Annotated in this window: 16 protein-coding genes; 4 read left to right on the forward strand and 12 right to left on the reverse strand. The window is 72.6% G+C overall.

The window, feature by feature from the left end:
• Nucleotides 1–242, reverse strand: a 242-nt coding sequence (locus N912_RS57995) for a helix-turn-helix domain-containing protein (RefSeq protein ID WP_028927467.1), incomplete at its 3' end; no start/stop codon positions are given.
• A gap of 255 nt (nucleotides 243–497) precedes the next feature.
• On the opposite strand from N912_RS57995, the gene N912_RS61220 reads away from it, so the two are divergent.
• Both N912_RS61220 and N912_RS0141775 read left to right on the forward strand, forming a co-directional pair.
• On the forward strand, nucleotides 498–2,219 hold the full coding sequence (locus N912_RS61220; RefSeq protein ID WP_245645827.1) for a 2Fe-2S iron-sulfur cluster-binding protein: 1,722 nt from the start codon (nucleotides 498–500) through the stop codon (nucleotides 2,217–2,219).
• Nucleotides 2,220–2,234: 15 nt separating this feature from the next.
• Nucleotides 2,235–2,840: a PadR family transcriptional regulator gene (locus tag N912_RS0141775; RefSeq protein ID WP_028927121.1), complete on the forward strand. Its 606-nt coding sequence runs from the start codon at nucleotides 2,235–2,237 to the stop codon at nucleotides 2,838–2,840.
• Nucleotides 2,841–2,844: 4 nt separating this feature from the next.
• Here N912_RS0141775 and N912_RS0141780 read toward each other — a convergent pair whose 3' ends face one another.
• The 8 genes from N912_RS0141780 to N912_RS0141815 all read right to left on the reverse strand — a co-directional run bounded on the left by N912_RS0141780 (nucleotide 2,845) and on the right by N912_RS0141815 (nucleotide 12,238).
• Nucleotides 2,845–3,279, reverse strand: a complete 435-nt coding sequence (locus N912_RS0141780) for a VOC family protein (RefSeq protein ID WP_028927122.1) — start codon at nucleotides 3,277–3,279, stop codon at nucleotides 2,845–2,847.
• Between the two features lie 45 nt (nucleotides 3,280–3,324).
• A complete protein-coding gene (locus N912_RS0141785) occupies nucleotides 3,325–3,957 on the reverse strand; it encodes a LysE family translocator (RefSeq protein WP_245645829.1) in 633 nt (210 codons plus the stop codon).
• Nucleotides 3,958–4,114: 157 nt separating this feature from the next.
• Nucleotides 4,115–6,262 (reverse strand): Hsp70 family protein, encoded by a 2,148-nt coding sequence (locus tag N912_RS61225; RefSeq protein WP_051581542.1) that lies wholly within the window; start codon nucleotides 6,260–6,262, stop codon nucleotides 4,115–4,117.
• Between the two features lie 149 nt (nucleotides 6,263–6,411).
• The gene (locus tag N912_RS0141795; RefSeq protein WP_028927124.1) at nucleotides 6,412–7,419 is read right to left on the reverse strand and encodes a sugar phosphate isomerase/epimerase family protein; all 1,008 of its coding nucleotides are present in this window, start codon (nucleotides 7,417–7,419) and stop codon (nucleotides 6,412–6,414) included.
• 2 nt (nucleotides 7,420–7,421) lie between these two features.
• Nucleotides 7,422–8,570 (reverse strand): Gfo/Idh/MocA family protein, encoded by a 1,149-nt coding sequence (locus N912_RS0141800; RefSeq protein ID WP_028927125.1) that lies wholly within the window; start codon nucleotides 8,568–8,570, stop codon nucleotides 7,422–7,424.
• A complete protein-coding gene (locus N912_RS0141805; RefSeq protein WP_028927126.1) occupies nucleotides 8,570–9,628 on the reverse strand; it encodes a substrate-binding domain-containing protein in 1,059 nt (352 codons plus the stop codon). The genes N912_RS0141800 and N912_RS0141805 overlap by 1 nt, the downstream gene beginning before the upstream one ends.
• Nucleotides 9,629–9,686: 58 nt before the next feature.
• The gene (locus N912_RS0141810) at nucleotides 9,687–10,637 is read right to left on the reverse strand and encodes an ABC transporter permease (RefSeq protein WP_028927127.1); all 951 of its coding nucleotides are present in this window, start codon (nucleotides 10,635–10,637) and stop codon (nucleotides 9,687–9,689) included.
• A gap of 86 nt (nucleotides 10,638–10,723) precedes the next feature.
• Nucleotides 10,724–12,238, reverse strand: coding sequence for a sugar ABC transporter ATP-binding protein (locus N912_RS0141815; RefSeq protein WP_028927128.1), 1,515 nt, complete (start codon nucleotides 12,236–12,238; stop codon nucleotides 10,724–10,726).
• A gap of 111 nt (nucleotides 12,239–12,349) precedes the next feature.
• Here N912_RS0141815 and N912_RS0141820 point away from each other — a divergent pair, with 111 nt between their 5' ends.
• Together N912_RS0141820 and N912_RS0141825 are read left to right on the forward strand one after the other, a co-directional pair.
• Complete coding sequence (locus N912_RS0141820) at nucleotides 12,350–13,573, forward strand: ROK family protein (RefSeq protein WP_028927129.1); 1,224 nt, start codon at nucleotides 12,350–12,352, stop codon at nucleotides 13,571–13,573.
• A gap of 110 nt (nucleotides 13,574–13,683) precedes the next feature.
• Nucleotides 13,684–14,103, forward strand: a complete 420-nt coding sequence (locus N912_RS0141825) for a hypothetical protein (protein ID WP_028927130.1) — start codon at nucleotides 13,684–13,686, stop codon at nucleotides 14,101–14,103.
• Between the two features lie 6 nt (nucleotides 14,104–14,109).
• On the opposite strand, the gene paaC is transcribed toward N912_RS0141825, so the two are convergent.
• Genes paaC through paaA form a run of 3 tightly spaced genes read right to left on the reverse strand, consistent with a single transcriptional unit; the run spans nucleotide 14,110 to nucleotide 16,228 of the window.
• A complete protein-coding gene (gene paaC / locus N912_RS0141830; protein WP_028927131.1) occupies nucleotides 14,110–14,997 on the reverse strand; it encodes a 1,2-phenylacetyl-CoA epoxidase subunit PaaC in 888 nt (295 codons plus the stop codon).
• Nucleotides 14,994–15,272 carry a 1,2-phenylacetyl-CoA epoxidase subunit PaaB gene (gene paaB, locus N912_RS0141835; protein ID WP_028927132.1) on the reverse strand — a complete coding sequence of 93 codons (279 nt, stop codon included), beginning with the start codon at nucleotides 15,270–15,272 and terminating at the stop codon, nucleotides 14,994–14,996. The genes paaC and paaB overlap by 4 nt, the downstream gene beginning before the upstream one ends.
• Nucleotides 15,269–16,228, reverse strand: coding sequence for a 1,2-phenylacetyl-CoA epoxidase subunit PaaA (gene paaA, locus N912_RS0141840; protein ID WP_211261587.1), 960 nt, complete (start codon nucleotides 16,226–16,228; stop codon nucleotides 15,269–15,271). Before paaA ends, paaB begins: the two co-directional genes overlap by 4 nt.
• Nucleotides 16,229–16,237: the final 9 nt, after the last annotated feature.

Below are 16,237 nucleotides of genomic sequence, written 5' to 3' on the forward strand. Positions count from 1 at the left end.
GCCAACACCTCGCGCAGCCGCAACACCTCGGCCACCACCACCCCCGAGGTGGCGGTCGGGCTCGACCGTGGCCGCCGCGACCGCTCCCGCCACTCGCCCTCGGCCGCGACCCGCGCCCGATGCCGATAGAACGTGCGCGGATTGACCCCATTGGCCCGGCACCACTCCGCCACATTGTCGATCTTCACCTCGGCGACCAACATCGCGTCCAGGAAGCGCATCATCGCCTGCTTTCGCGCCATGACCAGCCGTCATAGCGTCGATCAAGCGACACATGCCTTGAGACACACCATGCGACACAACTCATGAGACTGGAGAGCCGCTATGACGGCCCTAGCCACTCACGGGGTCTGACCAGGGTTGACCTCGGGGATGTCCCGGAGGCTCTCGTCCGGTTCGACTAGTTGACTCCGATTAGTCGATTTCGACTATTCGGTCGGCCGGTCGAGAGGGGTACGGAGTTGTCCACGCCGAGGTCGCGTCGCCGTGCGCGGATCATGTTGTTCGGCTATGCCGCGTTGGCGCTGGTGATGGCGCAACTGCCGCCGCTGATCCCGCCGAGCTTTCCGGGGCTGCACGCGCCGGGCTGGTACCTGATCGCGGTGTGCGCCTTCGGCGCGGGCGTGCTGGCGTCGGCCCGGCGGGCGGCGCTCGGGCTCTGCTGGCCGCTGCTGGTGGTGACGTTGCTGCAGGGCTTCCTCGTCGGCGACCTGATAGCGATGTTCTGCTCCTGGCTGGTCGTGCCGGCGTTCGCGCTGCTCGCGGGGCGGCTGTCGGCGCGCGGGCGCAAGGCGTTGCTGGCCGTGCACGTGGTCAGCGCGGCGTGCTGGACGGGCATCGCGGCGGTGTTCGTCGCCCTGTCCGTGGTGGCGATGAGCACGGAGAAGATCCAGGTCGCGGCGGTGAGCTACGAGCTGATGGGGATGTTCGACATCACGCTGCTGCCGTGGGCGAACTTCGCGACCTCGCTGACCGGCCTCGCGCTCGGGCTCACCACGAGGTGGGGGCTGGTCACGTACCACTGGGTGGCCACCAAGCTGGCGATCTCGGTCGGCGTGCTGGTCATGGCGTTCGGCTTCCTGCACGACGCGCTGGAGTCCGCCGCCGAGCAGTCCGCCCGGCTGGCCGCGTCCGGCGGCGCCGCGAACCAGGTGACCGAGGCCTCGGACGTGGTGTTCTGGGGGTTCGGAGTCGCGCTGGTCAGCCTGGTCGGCGCGCTGCTGCTGTCGCTGTACAAGCCGGGCGGCAAGACGCCGTGGGGGCGGCGGCGCACGGCCGGAACACGCCGTGCCACGGTCGCCGAGGTACGGGCGGTCGCCGACGAGACGGTGGCGCTGACGCTGCGCGCGCCCGGCGGCGGGGCGCTGCCGGGATGGAGCCCGGGCGCGCACGTCGACCTGGTGCTGCCGTCCGGGCTGGTGCGGCAGTACTCCCTGTACGGCGACCCGGAGGAGAAGGACGCCTACCGGGTCGCCGTGCTGCGCGAGCCGGACGGGCGCGGCGGCTCGGCGGAGATCCACCGGCTGCGGCCGGGCGCACGGGTCGGCATCCGGGGCCCGCGCAACAACTTCCCGCTGGTCGCGGCGCCCGGTTACCTGTTCATCGCCGGCGGCATCGGGATCACGCCGCTGCTGCCGATGATCCGCCGCGTGCATCGGGACGGCGCGCCGTGGCGGCTGGTCTACCGGGGGCGGACGCTGCCCGGCATGGCGTTCGCGGCCGCGCTGGTCCGCGAGTACGGCGACCGGGTCACCCTGTTGCCCTCGGACACCCACGCCCGCCCGCACCCGCGCGAGCTGTTCGGCGACACCCCCGACGGCGTCGCCGTGTACTGCTGCGGCCCGGAGTCCCTGCTGGCCGCCGTGGAGCGCGCCATGCCCGAGCACCGTCCGCACGGGACGCTGCACACCGAGCGGTTCGCCGCCCGCGACCGAACCGGCGACGGGCCGGGCACCGAGTTCGAGGCGCAGCTGGCCAGCACCGGCGAGGTGATCCGGGTGCCGGCCGGGCGCGGCCTGCTGGAGGCCATCCGCGAGGTGGACCCGGGGATCGACGCCTCCTGCGAGGACGGCGTCTGCGGCAGCTGCGTCACCCGGGTGCTTGCCGGCGTCCCCGACCACCGCGACAGCGTGCTGGAGGCGCACGAACGCGACCGCACCGACGTCATCTACCCGTGCGTGTCACGCGCGCGCGGCGGGCGCATCGTGCTCGACCGCTGATGCTTGACTGTCCGTATGGCGGGCAGGCGAGCCGGGATGAAACCGCTGGCGCTGGCCGTGCTCGCCTACCTGCTCGAACGGCCGATGCACCCCTACGAGCTGGGCAAGCTGCTGCGGCAACGGGACAAACAGCAGAGCATCGCCTACAAGCACGCATCGCTGTACATGGTGGTCGGGCAGCTGCGCCGGGACGGCTACATCACCGAACACGAGACCGGCCGCGACGGCCAGCGCCCGGAGCGGACCGTGTACCGGCTCACCGACGCCGGCCGGGCCGCGCTGCGCGGGCGGATGCGGGAGCTGGTGTCCCGGCCGGTCAAGGAGTACCGGTACTTCGAGGCCGCGCTGGCGCTGATCATGGCGCTGCCCCCGGCGGAGGTGGCCGACCTGCTCGCGCAGCGCCAGCGCGAGCTGTCCGAGCAGGCCGAGGCGCTGCGGGAGTTCGTGGCCGGCGCACGGGAACGGGACGTCGACCGGTTGTTCCTGGTCGAGCACGAGTACAGGCTCGCGCTCATCGAGGCCGAGCAGCGGTTCACCGAGCGCTTCCGCGCCCTGATCCTGGAGCGCCGGCCGGACTTCGGGCGGCTGTGGTACGAGCTGCACCACGGCAGCGGGCCGTGAGCGGTCAGGTCGCCGCGAGCACGATCGGTCTGGGCATCAGGACGATCCGCCAGTTGTCCGGGTCGGCGAACGCCAGCGCGCCGTTCTCGCGCCACCACGGGTTCTCCAGCTCGACGGGCTCGTGACCGGCCTCGCCCAGCCGTTGTACGACCTCGAACATCTGTGTCTCGGTGGCGAAGTAGAACACCAGCAGGTTCTCGTCCGACGGGGCGTTTCCGGGGCTGCCGTCGACGTGCGAGGTGAACTCCAGGTGGTATCTGTCCCCGGGTAGGCCGACCATGACGACCTCGTAACCGTGTCCCCTCGTTCGGAACAGTTCCGGCAGACCCAGGAGTTCGGTGTAGAACGCGATGACCTGGTCGAGCTTGTCCGTGGGCCGGGCAAAGCGGACCTCCACGGCGGGCAACGAGTCCGGCCAGGTGCCGTCCGAGAGCTGCATTCGGCGAACGGTAGAACCTGGACTCGTGTTGAGGTCAAGTCGACGCTAGCGGTTGTCGGCCAGGGCGGTGGCGGCGCCGACGCCGATCAGGGTCAGGCCGGTGACGCGCTCCACCGCCCGGTTCACCCTCGGCCGGGACAGCCAGCGCATCAGCGCCGCCGCACCGATCGCCACGGCGCTCAGCCAGACCATGGCGACCGCCGCGTCGATGGCGCCCAGCAGCAGGACCGGCCCGAGCACCGGCTGCGCGGCCGGCAGGAACTGCGGCACCACCGCCAGGAAGAACAGCCCGAGCTTGGGGTTGGACAGCGCGGAGAACAGCCCGGCCCGGCAGGCCGCCCAGCCGGTCAGCCCCGGCCCTTCCGCCACCACGGTGGCCGGAGCGACCGCCGTGCGGCTGTCCCACAGCGCGCGCACACCCAGGTAGATCAGGTACGCCGCGCCGAGCAGCCGCACCACCGTGTACGCGGTGCCCCACCGCTCCAGCACGGCCGCCAGCCCGACCGCCACCGCGCCCGCCCAGACCAGCGACCCGATCGCCGACCCGGCCGCGGTGAACGCGCCGGCCCTCGGCCCACCCCTGGCCGTCGAGCGCAGCACCAGGAACGTGTCCGGGCCCGGCGCCATCGAGAGCAGCAGGCACAGCGCGGCGAACCCGATCAGGGCGGAGGTCAGCACGCCTTACGTTAACGCGCCCGGCGACCTGCCCGAGATCAGTCCGACCACCGAACCCCCAGGTCAGAACCCGTGAGTGGTTAGGGGTGTCATAGCACCGCTCACCACTCACGGGTGGTGACCTGGGGTTTTGGGGTTCGGGGCGGCGGGCGGTGGCCGGTCAGGCGCCGGCGAAGGCCGAGGTGTCGAACAGGTCGAGGCCGTCCTCGGTCTGCACCAGCAGCTGGCGGCCACGGTCGGTCGTGAAGATCTTCGTGGGCTTGCGGCCGGTGTGCCCGGAGCTGACCTGGCGGCCGGTGGCGGCCTCGACGACCCGCAGCTCGCCGTCCTCGGTGAGCAGGTACAGGTACCGGCCGTCGGGGGTCAGGGCCACCGAAGGGGCGAGCTGGGCGTGCTGCGGTACCTGGAACCGCTGGCGCATGGTCGCGGCGTCGAGGCCGATCAGGTCGTGGTCGGTGACCAGGTACAGGGTGTCGTCGTCCGGGGAGACGCGCATGAACGACGTGGCGCCCGGGTGGGCGGGTCTGGCGGTGGGCGGCCAGGGGATCGTGGTGACGGCCATGGTGTCCAGGTTCACGGTGGTCAGCATGGGTACGGGCGCCTCGACGTTGCCGACCACGTACGCCCGGTGGCCGCCGACGCCGACCAGCGAGCGGCTGGTCTCGCGCCGCCATCCGGTGAGCGGGGCCGAGCGCACGGCGTGGGTCCGCACGTCCATCACGCTGAGCACGCCGTCCTGGTTGAGGTGGACCACGCTGGTGCCGCCGTCGACCGGGGACGTGGCGAACACCTCGCCGGGCAGCGGGAAGGCCGCGTCGACGGTCCTGGTGGCCCGGTTCACCGGCAGGCACTCGGTGCTCCCCTCCCGCGTCCCGGTGCCCACGCACACCGACTCGTCGTTCAGCTCGCCCAGGCTGGTGCCCGGCCTGGGCAGCGCGACTGTCCAGCGCGGGGCGAGGGTGGCGGCGTCCAGCTCGCTCAGGCTGGCGCCGTCGAGCACGTCGATCACCGGTTCGGACCTGGACACCAGCACGGCGGCCGCTTTCGGGCGCGCCAGGTGCCGGGGCGCGGGCAGCACGGCGGGGGGTGGCGGCGCGGCGGCCGCGCTGGCCGGCGGCGCGGGTGGGGTGCTCGACGGTGCGGCGAGGGTCCAGGCCAGGGCGCCGGCGCCGGCCAGCGCGAGGGCCGCCGCGCCGGTTCGCAGCAGGGTCGAGCGGACCGAGGCCGGGGCCGGTGGGGGCGTGGTGATCGGCGCCGGTGCGGTGAGGGGGCGGCCGGCCGGGGTGGCGGCGCCGAGCGCGACGGCGTACTTGGGGTGGGTGTCGACGAGGATGGGCCGCCCGAGCTCCTCGGAGACCATCCGGGCTACCAGCGGGATGCGCGAGGAGCCGCCGACGAGCAGCACGGCGCTCAGCTCGTCGGCGGTGACGCCCGCGGTGCGCAGCGCGCGGGACAGCGCGATGATGGTGGACTCGAGCTGGGCGCGGATCATGTTCTCGAACTCGGCGCGGGTGACCCGGACGTCGAAGTGCCGGCCGGGGAGGAACACCGGAACAACCGCCTCGGTGTCGACCGAGAGCGCCTCCTTGGCCAGCACGCAGTCCTGCCGCAGCCGGGCCAGCGCGGTCACGTTGCCCGGGTCGCCCATGTCCAGCGCGGTCAGCGCGCCGTCGGCGGTGTGGTCGATGAACTCGAACAGGGCCTGGTCGAAGTCGATCCCGCCGAGCCGTTCCACGCCCTCGGGCGTGCCCAGGGTCGCCACGCCGTCGGGCACCTTGCGGACGACCGTGGCGTCGAAGGTTCCGCCGCCCAGGTCGTAGACGGCCACCAGCTCGTCGTTGTCCAGCCGTCGGGTCGCGGCGTAGTGCATGGCCGCCGCCTCCGGCTCGGTCAGGGTGAGCGCGTCGGGCACGGCGGCGGCCTGGGGCACCTCCTCGAACACCGCCCGCCGGAACGGTCCCCAGTTCGCCGGGTGGGTGAGCACGACCTGGCTCGGCGGCTCGCCCTCGATCACGCTGACCCTGGCGATCACCTCGCGCAGCAGGGCGGCGAGCAGGTCGGATGCCGAGTAGCTCGCGTCCCCGAGCCGCATCGGCGTGGGATCGCCCAACCGCCGCTTGAACTGGCGGGCGACCCGCTCGGGGCTGCTCGACGCGCGCCGGTCGGCCGCCTCCCCGACGACCAGTTCGCCGTCCTCGCCCACGTAGACCGCCGCCGGCATGACCACCGACCGGTCGCCGAGGGTGACCATCTCGACCTGGGAGTCGTCCGAGCGCGCGGCCGCGACGAAGGTGGTCCCGAGATCCACTCCCAGGCAGTAGCCCACGCCGCACCCTCCCCGACCGATCGCGTTTCATTATCCCGCCGACCGTCGGGATGATCTTCAGGTGGGGTGGCGGCGCAGGACCCGTGAGTGGTTAGCGTTGCTATGACAACGCTAACCACTCACGGGGTCGGTCACGGCGGGCCGCTGAACGCGGCGTCGAAGGCGGCCGCCGGCGGGTCGAAGGCGTGGCGGCGGACGTAGGCGAGCGCGTCCGGGGCACCCGCCAGGCGGTCCATGCCGGCGTCCTCCCACTCGATGGAGATCGGGCCGGCGTAGCCGATGGCGTTCAGGGTGCGGAAGGCCGCCTCCCACGGCACGTCGCCGTGGCCGACGGACACGAAGTCCCAGCCGCGCCGGGGGTCGGCCCATGCCAGGTGCGAGCCCAGCCGGCCGTTGCGGCCGTTGCCGGTCTGGCGGCGGGTGTCCTTGCAGTCCACGTGGTAGATCCGGTCCCGGAAGTCCCAGAGGAAGCCGACCGGGTCGATGTCCTGCCAGATCATGTGGCTGGGGTCCCAGTTCAGTCCGAACGCCTCCCGGTGGTCCACCGCGTCCAGGGCGGCGGCGGTCGTCCAGTAGTCGTAGGCGATCTCGGACGGGTGCACCTCGTGCGCGAACCGCACGCCCTCGGCGTCGAACACGTCCAGGATCGGGTTCCAGCGGTCGGCGAAGTCGCGGTAGCCGTCCTCGACCATCGTCGCCGGCACCGGCGGGAACATGGCCACCGTCTTCCAGATCTTCGAGCCGGTGAACCCGACCACGGTGTCGACGCCCAACCGAGCGGCCGCTCTGGCCGTCACCTTCATCGCCTCGGCCGCCCGCGCCCGGACCCCCTCGGGCTCGCCGTCACCCCAGACGCGCGCCGGCAGGATCGCCCGGTGCCGCTCGTCGATCGGGTCGTCGCAGACCGCCTGGCCGGTCAGGTGGTTGGAGATCGCGTACACGCCCAGGCCGTGCTTCTCCAGGATGTCGCGCCGCCCGCGCAGGTAGGCGTCGTCCTCGGCGGCCGCCCAGGGGTCGAGGTGGTCGCCCCAGCAGGCGATCTCCAGCCCGTCGTACCCCCACTCGCCGGCCAGCCGCGCGACCTCCTCGAACGGCAGGTCCGCCCACTGGCCGGTGAACAACGTGACGGGTCGCGCCATGGTCAGGACTCCTCCGGGACGGGGTGCCAGGTGCCGTTCGCGGCGGCCGAGCGTTGGACGGCGTCCAGTACGAGCTGGACGCGCAGGCCGTCGGCGAAGGACGGCTCGGGGTCGCGGTCGGCGGCGATGTCCGCGACCAGGTCGGCCACCTGGTGGGTGAACGTGTGCTCGTAGCCGAGCAGGTGTCCGGGCGGCCACCAGGCGCCGGCGTACGGGTGCGTCGGCTCGGTGACCAGGATGCGGCGGAAACCGGCGGTCTCGGCGTCCTCGGTGCCGTCGTAGAACCGCAGCTCGTTCAGCGACTCCAGGTCGAACGCCAGCGAGCCTCGGCTGCCGTTCAGCTCGATGCGCAGCGCGTTCTTGCGGCCGGTGGCGAACCTTGTCGCTTCGAAGGACGCCAGCGCGCCGCCGGCGAACCGGCCGAGGAACAGCGCCGCGTCGTCCACCGTCACCTTCCCCCTGGTGTTCGAGCCGGGAAGCGGGCGCTCGGGGACGAACGTCTCGGTGAGCGCGCAGACGCCGGTAAGGAGGTCGCCGGTCAGGTACTGCGCCATGTCGACGATGTGCGCGCCGATGTCGCCGAGCGCGCCCGACCCGGCGGACTCCCGGCGCAGCCGCCAGACCAGCGGGAACTCCGGGTCGACGATCCAGTCCTGCTGGTAGGACGCGCGCACGTGCCGTATCTCGCCGATCCGCCCGCGCGCCACCAGCCGCCGGGCCAGCGCGACCGCGGGCACCCGCCGGTAGCTGAACCCGACCATGCTGCGCACCCCGCGCTCGGCCGCCTTGGTCGCGGCCGCCGCCATCGCCCGCGCCTCGTCGACGGTGTTGGCCAGCGGCTTCTCGCAGAGCACGTGCTTGCCGGCGTCCAGCGCGGCGATGGCGATGTCGGCGTGCGTGTCGCCGGGCGAGCAGATGTCCACCAGGGCGATGTCGTCGCGCCCGAGCAGCGCCGTCCAGTCCGTCTCCACGCTGCGCCAGCCCAGCCGGTGCGCCGCCGTGGCCAGCGCGGAGCGGTCCCGGCCGCACAGCGCGGTGAGCTCCGGCGCCAGCGGCAGGTCGAAGAACCGGCCGGCCGTGCGCCAGGCCTGCGAGTGCGCCGCGCCCATGAACGCATAGCCGACCATGCCCACGCCGAGGGTTGCCCCCATCAGGACTCGAAGCCGAACGGCAGGTAGTCGGCGACGTTCTCCTTGGTCACGGTGGCGGACGCCAGCGTGATCGAGGCCGGCACCTCCTTCTCGACCAGGTCGCCCATGCCCCGGCGCTGGGCGACCAGCCGCGCCAGCGCGATCGCCGAGGAGGCCATCGTCGGGCTGTACGTGACGGTGGCCTTGAGCACGGAGTTGTCCGCCTGGATGGCGCGCATCGCGTTCGCCGAGCCACCGCCGCCGACCATGAAGAACTCGCCCCGGCCGGCCTGCTGGATCGCGGCCAGCACGCCGATGCCCTGGTCGTCGTCGTGGTTCCAGACCGCGTCCAGCCTGGGCGCGGCCTGCAGCAGGTTCGCGGCGACCCGCTGGCCGCCCTGCGCGGTGAAGTCCGCCGCCTGCCTCGGGCCGACCGAGAGCCCGAACGACTCCAGCGCGTCGCGGAAGCCCTTGCTGCGCTGCTGGGTCAGCGGCAGGTTGTCGATGCCGGCGACCTCGCCGATCACCGCGCTGGTCTTGCCGGCGGCGCGCAGCCGGTTGCCGATGTAGGTGCCGGCGCTCACGCCCATGCCGTAGTTGTCGCCGCCGATCCAGGACCGGTACGCCAGCGGGGTGTCGAACACCCGGTCCAGGTTGATCACCGGGATGCCGGCCTGCATGGCGCGGCGGCCCAGCGAGGTGAGCTGGCTGCCGTCGTTGGGCAGGATGACCAGCGCGTCCACCTTCTTGTTGATCAACGTCTCGACGGCGGCGATCTGCTGGGTGATGTCGTTGGTCGGGTTCACCGGCTGGAACGTCACGTCCGGGTACTGGCCGGCCTGGGCCTGCGCGTTCTTCGCGATGGCCGCGATCCAGCCGTGGTCGGCGGCCGGCGCGGAGAACCCGATGGTCACCGGCCTGCCCGGCGCCGCGTTGTTCCCGCTCGGTGCGGCGGCTCCCGGCGCGGCCGGCGTTGCGTTCGTCGGTGCGTTGCTGGTGCACGCCGCGAGCGCGGCCGTCGCACCGACCCCGAACACACCGGCCAGCACCCCTCTCCGGCCCACCCCGTTGTGGATCATCACGGAATCCTCCCTGGTCAGAGGCCGTGAGTGATGAGCGTTGTCATAGCAACGCTCATCACTCACGGCTTCGTTGCACTAAGACGGCGGCGACGATGATCGCGCCCTTGGCGATGTTCTGGACCTCGGTGGCCAGGTTGTTCAGCACGAACAGGTTCGTGATCGTGGTGAAGACCAGCACGCCGAGGATGGAGCCGATCAGCGTGCCCCGGCCGCCGGAGAGCAGGGTGCCGCCGATGATCACCGCGGCGATGGCGTCCAGCTCGTAGAGGGTGCCGTGGGTGCTGGAGCCGGTGGTGGTCAGCGATGTGATCATGATCGCGGCGATGCCGCAGCACAGGCCGGAGACCACGTAGAGCAGCAGGGTGTGGCGGCGGATGTCGATGCCGGCCAGCCGGGCGGCCTCCGGGTTGCCGCCGATGGCGAACGTGCGCCGGCCGAACGTGGTGCGGTTGAGTACGAGCCAGCCGACGGCCACCACCACGGCGAAGATGTAGACCAGCAGCGGGATGCCGAGCACCCGGGTGCTGGCCAGCGCCGCGATGGCCGGGTCGGTGACGATCTGGCTGCGCTTGCCGGAGATCTGCTCGGCCAGGCCCTGCGCGGAGATCAGCATGGCCAGGGTGGCGATGAACGGGACGATCCGCCCGTACGCGATGAGCGCGCCGTTGACCAGGCCGGCGCCCGCGCCCACGGCCAGCGCGCAGAACACCATGACCGCCGGCCCGTAGGACTGGGTGGCCACCGTGGTCGCCCACACCGAGGACAGCGCCATCACCTTGCCCACGGACAGGTCGATGCCGCCGCCGATGATCACCATGGTGACGCCGACGGTGAGCACGCCGATGATGGATGCCGAGGTCAGGATCGTGACCAGGTTCGCGGTGGTGGCGAAGGTGTCCGCAGTGGCGATGCCGATCACGCACAGCACCGCGAGCACGGCGACCAGGCCGAGGTTGCGGCCCGGGCCTGTTTCGGTCACGCGGGCCAGCCACCGTCGTCCGGGCACGGCGTCGACATCGTCGGCGACGCCGGCCCGGACGGCGGCTTTTCCAGCGGGAGGAGTTGGTCCGGGTTGCGACAGCTTGGGCACGCTCACCTCCCGCTCCCTTCCATGACCAGGTCGAGCACCCGCGCCTCGTCCAGGTCGGCCGCCGGCGCGCGGTGCACCACCCGGCCCTCGCGCAGCACCAGCACCCGATCGGCCAGCCCGAGCACCTCGGGCACGTCGCTGGACACCAGCACCACCGCCACCCCGCTCGCCGCGAGCCGGCGGACCAGCGCGTAGATCTCGCCCCGGGCGCCCACGTCGACGCCCCGGGTGGGTTCGTCCAGCAGCAGCACCGTGCAGCCGGTGAGCAGCCAGCGGGCCAGCACGACCTTCTGCTGGTTGCCTCCGGAGAGGGTGCGCACCGGGCGGGACGGGTCGGCGGGGCGCACGTCCAGCCGCCCGGTGACCTCGGCGACCGCGCCGGTGTCGGCGTCGCGTCCGATGTAGCCGGCGGCCGTGGTGAAACGTTTCAAAACCGGGAGCGAGACGTTGCGGGTGACGGACTCGGCGAGCAGCAGGCCCTGGCTCTTGCGCTCCTCAGGGCACAGCCCGAGCCCGGCGCGCACCGCCGCCGGCACCGACCCCGGGCGCAGCCGCACGCCGTTGACCCGGACCGTGCCGCCGTCCGCGCGGCGCGCGCCGTAGATCGTCTCCAGGATCTCCGAGCGGCCGGAACCGACCAGGCCGGCCAGCCCGACGATCTCGCCTTCGCATACGCCGAACGAGACGTCCGTGAACTCGCCGTCGCGGCGCAGGTCGTTGACCTCCAGGACGGTGTTGCCCAGCGGCGCCGGTTCGCGGTCCGGCAGGGCGTACTCCACGGCGCGGCCGGTCATCAGCCGGATGACCTCGGCGGTGGGGGTGGTGCGGGCGGGCAGGTTGCGCGCGACGGTGCGGCCGTCCTTGAGCACGGTGACCCGGTCTCCGATGCGGCGGATCTCCTCCAGCCGGTGCGAGATGTAGACCACCGCGACGCCGCCCGACTTGAGCTCGCGGACGACCCGGAACAGGTTGTCCACCTCTTCGGGGTCGAGCACGGCGGACGGCTCGTCCATCACGATCAGGCGGGCGTTGCGGGACAGCGCGCGGGCCACGCCGACGATCTGCTGGCCGGCCGCCGGCAGCCGGCCGACCTCGCGGCGCACCGGGATCTCCGGGTGGCCGAGCCGGGCCAGCAGCTCGCGGGCGGCGGCCTCGGCACGCCCGGTCCGGGTGAAGCCGAACCGCGCGTGCTCATGGCCGAGGTACACGTTCTCCGCCACCGACAGCCAGGGCACCAGGTCCAGCTCCTGGTGGATGGTGGCGATGCCGGCGGCGTCGGCGGCGTGCGGGTCGTGCAGCGTGGCGGGCTCGCCGTCCCATTCGATGTCGCCGGCGTCCGGGCGGTGCGCGCCGCCCAGCACCTTGATCAGCGTGGACTTGCCGGCGCCGTTCTGGCCGAGCAGGCAGTGCACCTCGCCGGCGTCCACGTCGAGGTCGACGCCGTCCAGCGCGCGCACCCCGGGGAACTGTTTGACGATGCCGCGCATCCGCAACAACGGACGCTCCGCACCGGTCATGGCCCCACCCTCTGGTTTGTGACCTGGGCAACGTAAGAGCGTTGACCAGTGCCGTACAACGTCCGAATAATGCCGGTTTCAGTCATTTTGTGGACGAAATGAGGCCGTGACGTGGACGTGCTCGAACCGTTGCGGCTGGCCGCGCCGACGCTGTCCGCGCGCACGGCCAGGGCCGACTCCGCCGCGCACCGGGCGGTCATGCTCAGCACGCTGGCGCGGTTGGTGGCCGCGGGCACGGCGGTGAGCAAGGCGGACCTGGTGCAGGCGGCGGGCCTGGCGCGGACCACCGTGAGCGGCGGGGTGGACGAGCTGCTGGCGCGCGGCGTGCTGAAGCTGGACGGGGTTCGGCCCACGCCCGGCCGGGGCCGCCCCGCCGACCGTCTCGCGCTGAGCCCGCGCGGCGGGCAGGTGCTGATCGCCGACCTCGGCGCGCACGGCGCCCACCTCGCGGCGGTGGACCTGAGCCAGCGGGTGCTCGCGCACACGCACGTGGACGTCGAGGTCACCGACGGGCCGGAGCCGGTGCTCGACGTGGTCGAGTCCTCGCTGGGTGCGCTGCGCGGTTCGGCGGGACCGGTGCGGGCGCTGGTGATCGGCGTGCCGGGGCCGGTGGACGGGCGCCACGGCATGCCGGTGCGCCCGCCGATCATGCCGGGCTGGCACGGCTATCCGGTGTCCGCGCGGCTGAGCCGGACGTTCGGCTGCCCGGTGCTGCTGGAGAACGACGTCAACCTGCGCGCGCTCGGCGAGGCGCGGGCGCTGCCGGCCGACCAGGCACCGCTGCTGTACGTCAAGATCGGCACCGGGATCGGCGGCGGGGTGATCACCTCGGCCGGGGTGCTGCATCATGGCGCGGACGGCGGGGCGGGCGACATCGGGCATGTGCGGGTGCGCGGCGGGCCGGACACCCAGTGCGTGTGCGGGAACGTCGGCTGCATCGAGGCGGTGGCCTCGGCGGCGGCGATCGCCCGTGCCCTGGGTGAGTCCGTGACCATCGCCGACGTCCGAGCCCTGGTCGCGCGCGGTGACCCGACGGCGCTGGGGTTGGTCCGGGAGGCGGCCGGGCTGATCGGCGAGGTGGTGGCCACGCTGGTGCACTTCTACAACCCGGCGCGGGTGACCATCGGCGGTTCGCTGGCCGCCGCCAGCGACGAGCTGCTGGCCGGCATCCGCGCCGTGGTCTACCGCCGCGCGCTCCCGCTGGCCACCCGCAACCTCGTGCTCGCCAACACCGTCCTCGGCCGCTACGCCGGCGTGGCCGGAGCCATCGTGCTCGGCATCGAACAGGCCCTGTCCGCCGACGGGATCGGCTCGCTGATGTCCCACAACCCGTGAGTGGCTAGGGCCGTCATAGCGGCCCTAGCCACTCACGGGTGGGGCGTCGCCGGTGCCGGGAATCGCGAGTTCGACTTCTGGCCGGGGCGCCGCCCGGTAGGGTGTCCGGCGTGGCCGAGCCAGGTGATCTGGAGGCGCGGGTGTCCGCGTTGGAGTCGCAAGTCCGCGAGCTGACCGTCGAGGTTCGTCAGAGCAAGCAGGACGCGGCGGCCGCCCGGGTGCTCGCGGGCGGAGCGGACCGCGACGTGGCCGAGATCCGCACGGAGATCCGGGACTTCCGCCAGGCCACCACGGCCAGCTTCAATGCGATGCGTGAGGACATAACCGACCTCCGCCGGGAGTTCCGCCAAGAGATGGACGACCGCTTCACAGGCATTCGCCGGGAGATGGACGACCGCTTCACGGGCCTGCGCCAGGAGATGCACGACGGGTTTGCCGAGATGCGGGGCAAGTTCGACGCCACCGCCGCCGGTATGGAGCAGATCGTCCGACTGTTGAACACCATGAGGACCAACGAGGGCGACGGGTAGCCCCGGCTACCAGGTGGCGTCCGGGTGGGCGCGGGCCAGGCTCTGCATCTCGGCGAGCACGTGTCCGAGGGCCTCGGTGTGCAGGCCGTCGCGGCCGGAGCGGCCGCCGATCGGGCCGGCGGGCGGGCGCTCGGGCAGGGACAGCGTGGCGCGGTGCAGGACGTGGGTGAGTACGGCGGTCACGTCGGCGCGGACATTGGCGGGGTCGACGGCGATCCCGGCCGTCGCCAGCGCGCGCTCCAGCTCGCACCCCCGGAACAGCTCGTCCACGTGCGGCCAGACCGCGTCCAGGGCGGCGGCCATCCGCGCGTGCGACTCCTCGGTGCCGTCGCCGAGGCGCAGCGTCCAGCGGGCGGCGTAGTCACGGTGGTAGGCGAGCTCGTTCACGCCCTTGGCGGCCACCGCGGCCAGCACCGGATCCACCGAGTCGCGCAGCCGCTCGAACACGGCCAGCCGCCAGCTCGAGAAGATCAACAGCCGGGCGATCGCGCGCGCGAAGTCCCGCTCGTCGGCCAGCTCCGCGAGCGCCACGTTCCGGAACTCCGCCTCCGACCGCCGGTACGCGAGCCGATCCTCGTCCCGGCCGGTCAGGTGGCCCGCGCGGGACAACAACAGCCGGGCCTGGCCGAGCAGGTCCAGCGCGATGTTGGCCAGCGCCACCTCTTCTTCCAGCTCCGGGGCGTCGGCCACCCACTCCGCCAACCGCTGGGCGCAGATCAGCGCGTCGTCGCCGAGCATCAGGCAGTACTCGGCCAGCTCGCCCGGATCCACCCCGGCCGGGACCGGCGCCCCGACCTCCACCCCGGGGTCGGTGAACCCGGTCCCGAACGCCCAGTGCTCGTCCCCGCCGTGCGCCTCGGCCAGCTCGTCGTACACCCGGTCGGTCCCGCTCACAGGTGTGGCACCTCGTCCGGAATGTCGTAGAACGTCGGATGCCGGTACACCTTGTCGGCGGACGGGGCGAAGAACGGGTCCTTCTCCGCCGGGCTGGACGCGGTGATGTCCTCGGCCCGAACCACCCAGATGCTCACCCCTTCATTGCGGCGGGTGTACACATCACGGGCGTTGTGCAGCGCCATCTCCGCGTCCGCGGCGTGCAGCGAGCCCACGTGCACGTGGTTCAGCCCGCGCTTGCCCCGCACGAACACCTCCCACAACGGCCAGCTCACGACGTCCTCCCGTGTTTGGCGGCGTACGCGGCGGCCGCTTCCCGCACCCAGGCGCCGTCCTGGTGCGCGCGGCGCCGGCGGGCCAGCCGCTGCGCGTTGCACGGGCCACCCCCGCCGAGCACCGCCTTGAACTCCGACCAGTCCGGCTCGCCGAAGTCGTGCGCCTGGCGCTCGTCGTTCCAGCGCAGGTCCGGGTCGGGCAGCGTGACGCCCAGGGCGGCCGCCTGCGGCACCGTCATGTCCACGAAGCGCTGGCGCAGCTCGTCGTTGGTGTGCCGCTTGATCCCCCAGGCCATCGAGCGTTGGGTGTTCGGGGAGTCCGCGTCCGGCGGGCCGAACATCATCAGCGACGGCCACCACCAGCGGTTCGTCGCCTCCTGGACCATGTCCCGCTGCGCGGGCGTGCCGCTCATCATGGTCATCAGCAGCTCGTAGCCCTGCCGCTGGTGGAACGACTCCTCCTTGCAGATCCGGATCATCGCCCTGGCGTACGGGCCGTAGCTGCAGCGGCACAGCGGCACCTGGTTGCAGATCGCGGCGCCGTCCACCAGCCAGCCGATCACGCCGATGTCGGCGTAGCTCAGCGTCGGGTAGTTGAAGATCGACGAGTACTTCTGGCGCGACGTGATCAGCTTCTCGGTGAGCTCGGCGCGGTCCACGCCCAGGGTCTCGGCGGCGGCGTACAGGTAGAGCCCGTGGCCGGCCTCGTCCTGGACCTTGGCCAGCAGGATCGCCTTGCGCCGCAGCGAGGGCGCGCGGAGTATCCAGTTGCCCTCCGGCTGCATGCCGATGATCTCGGAGTGGGCGTGCTGGGCGATCTGGCGGATCAGGGTGGCGCGGTAGGCGTCGGGCATCCAGTCGCGCGGCTCGATCCGCTGGTCGGCGGCGATCGTCGCCTCGAACGCGCTGGTCAGCTCGTCGCTGCCGGGCTGCTCGGTGGTGGTCACGGCGGTCACGCCCTCCGT

The sequence above is a fragment of the Actinospineispora acaciae DSM 45401 genome, from assembly GCF_000620785.1.
GTDB classification, from domain to species: Bacteria; Actinomycetota; Actinomycetes; order Mycobacteriales; family Pseudonocardiaceae; genus Pseudonocardia; species Pseudonocardia acaciae.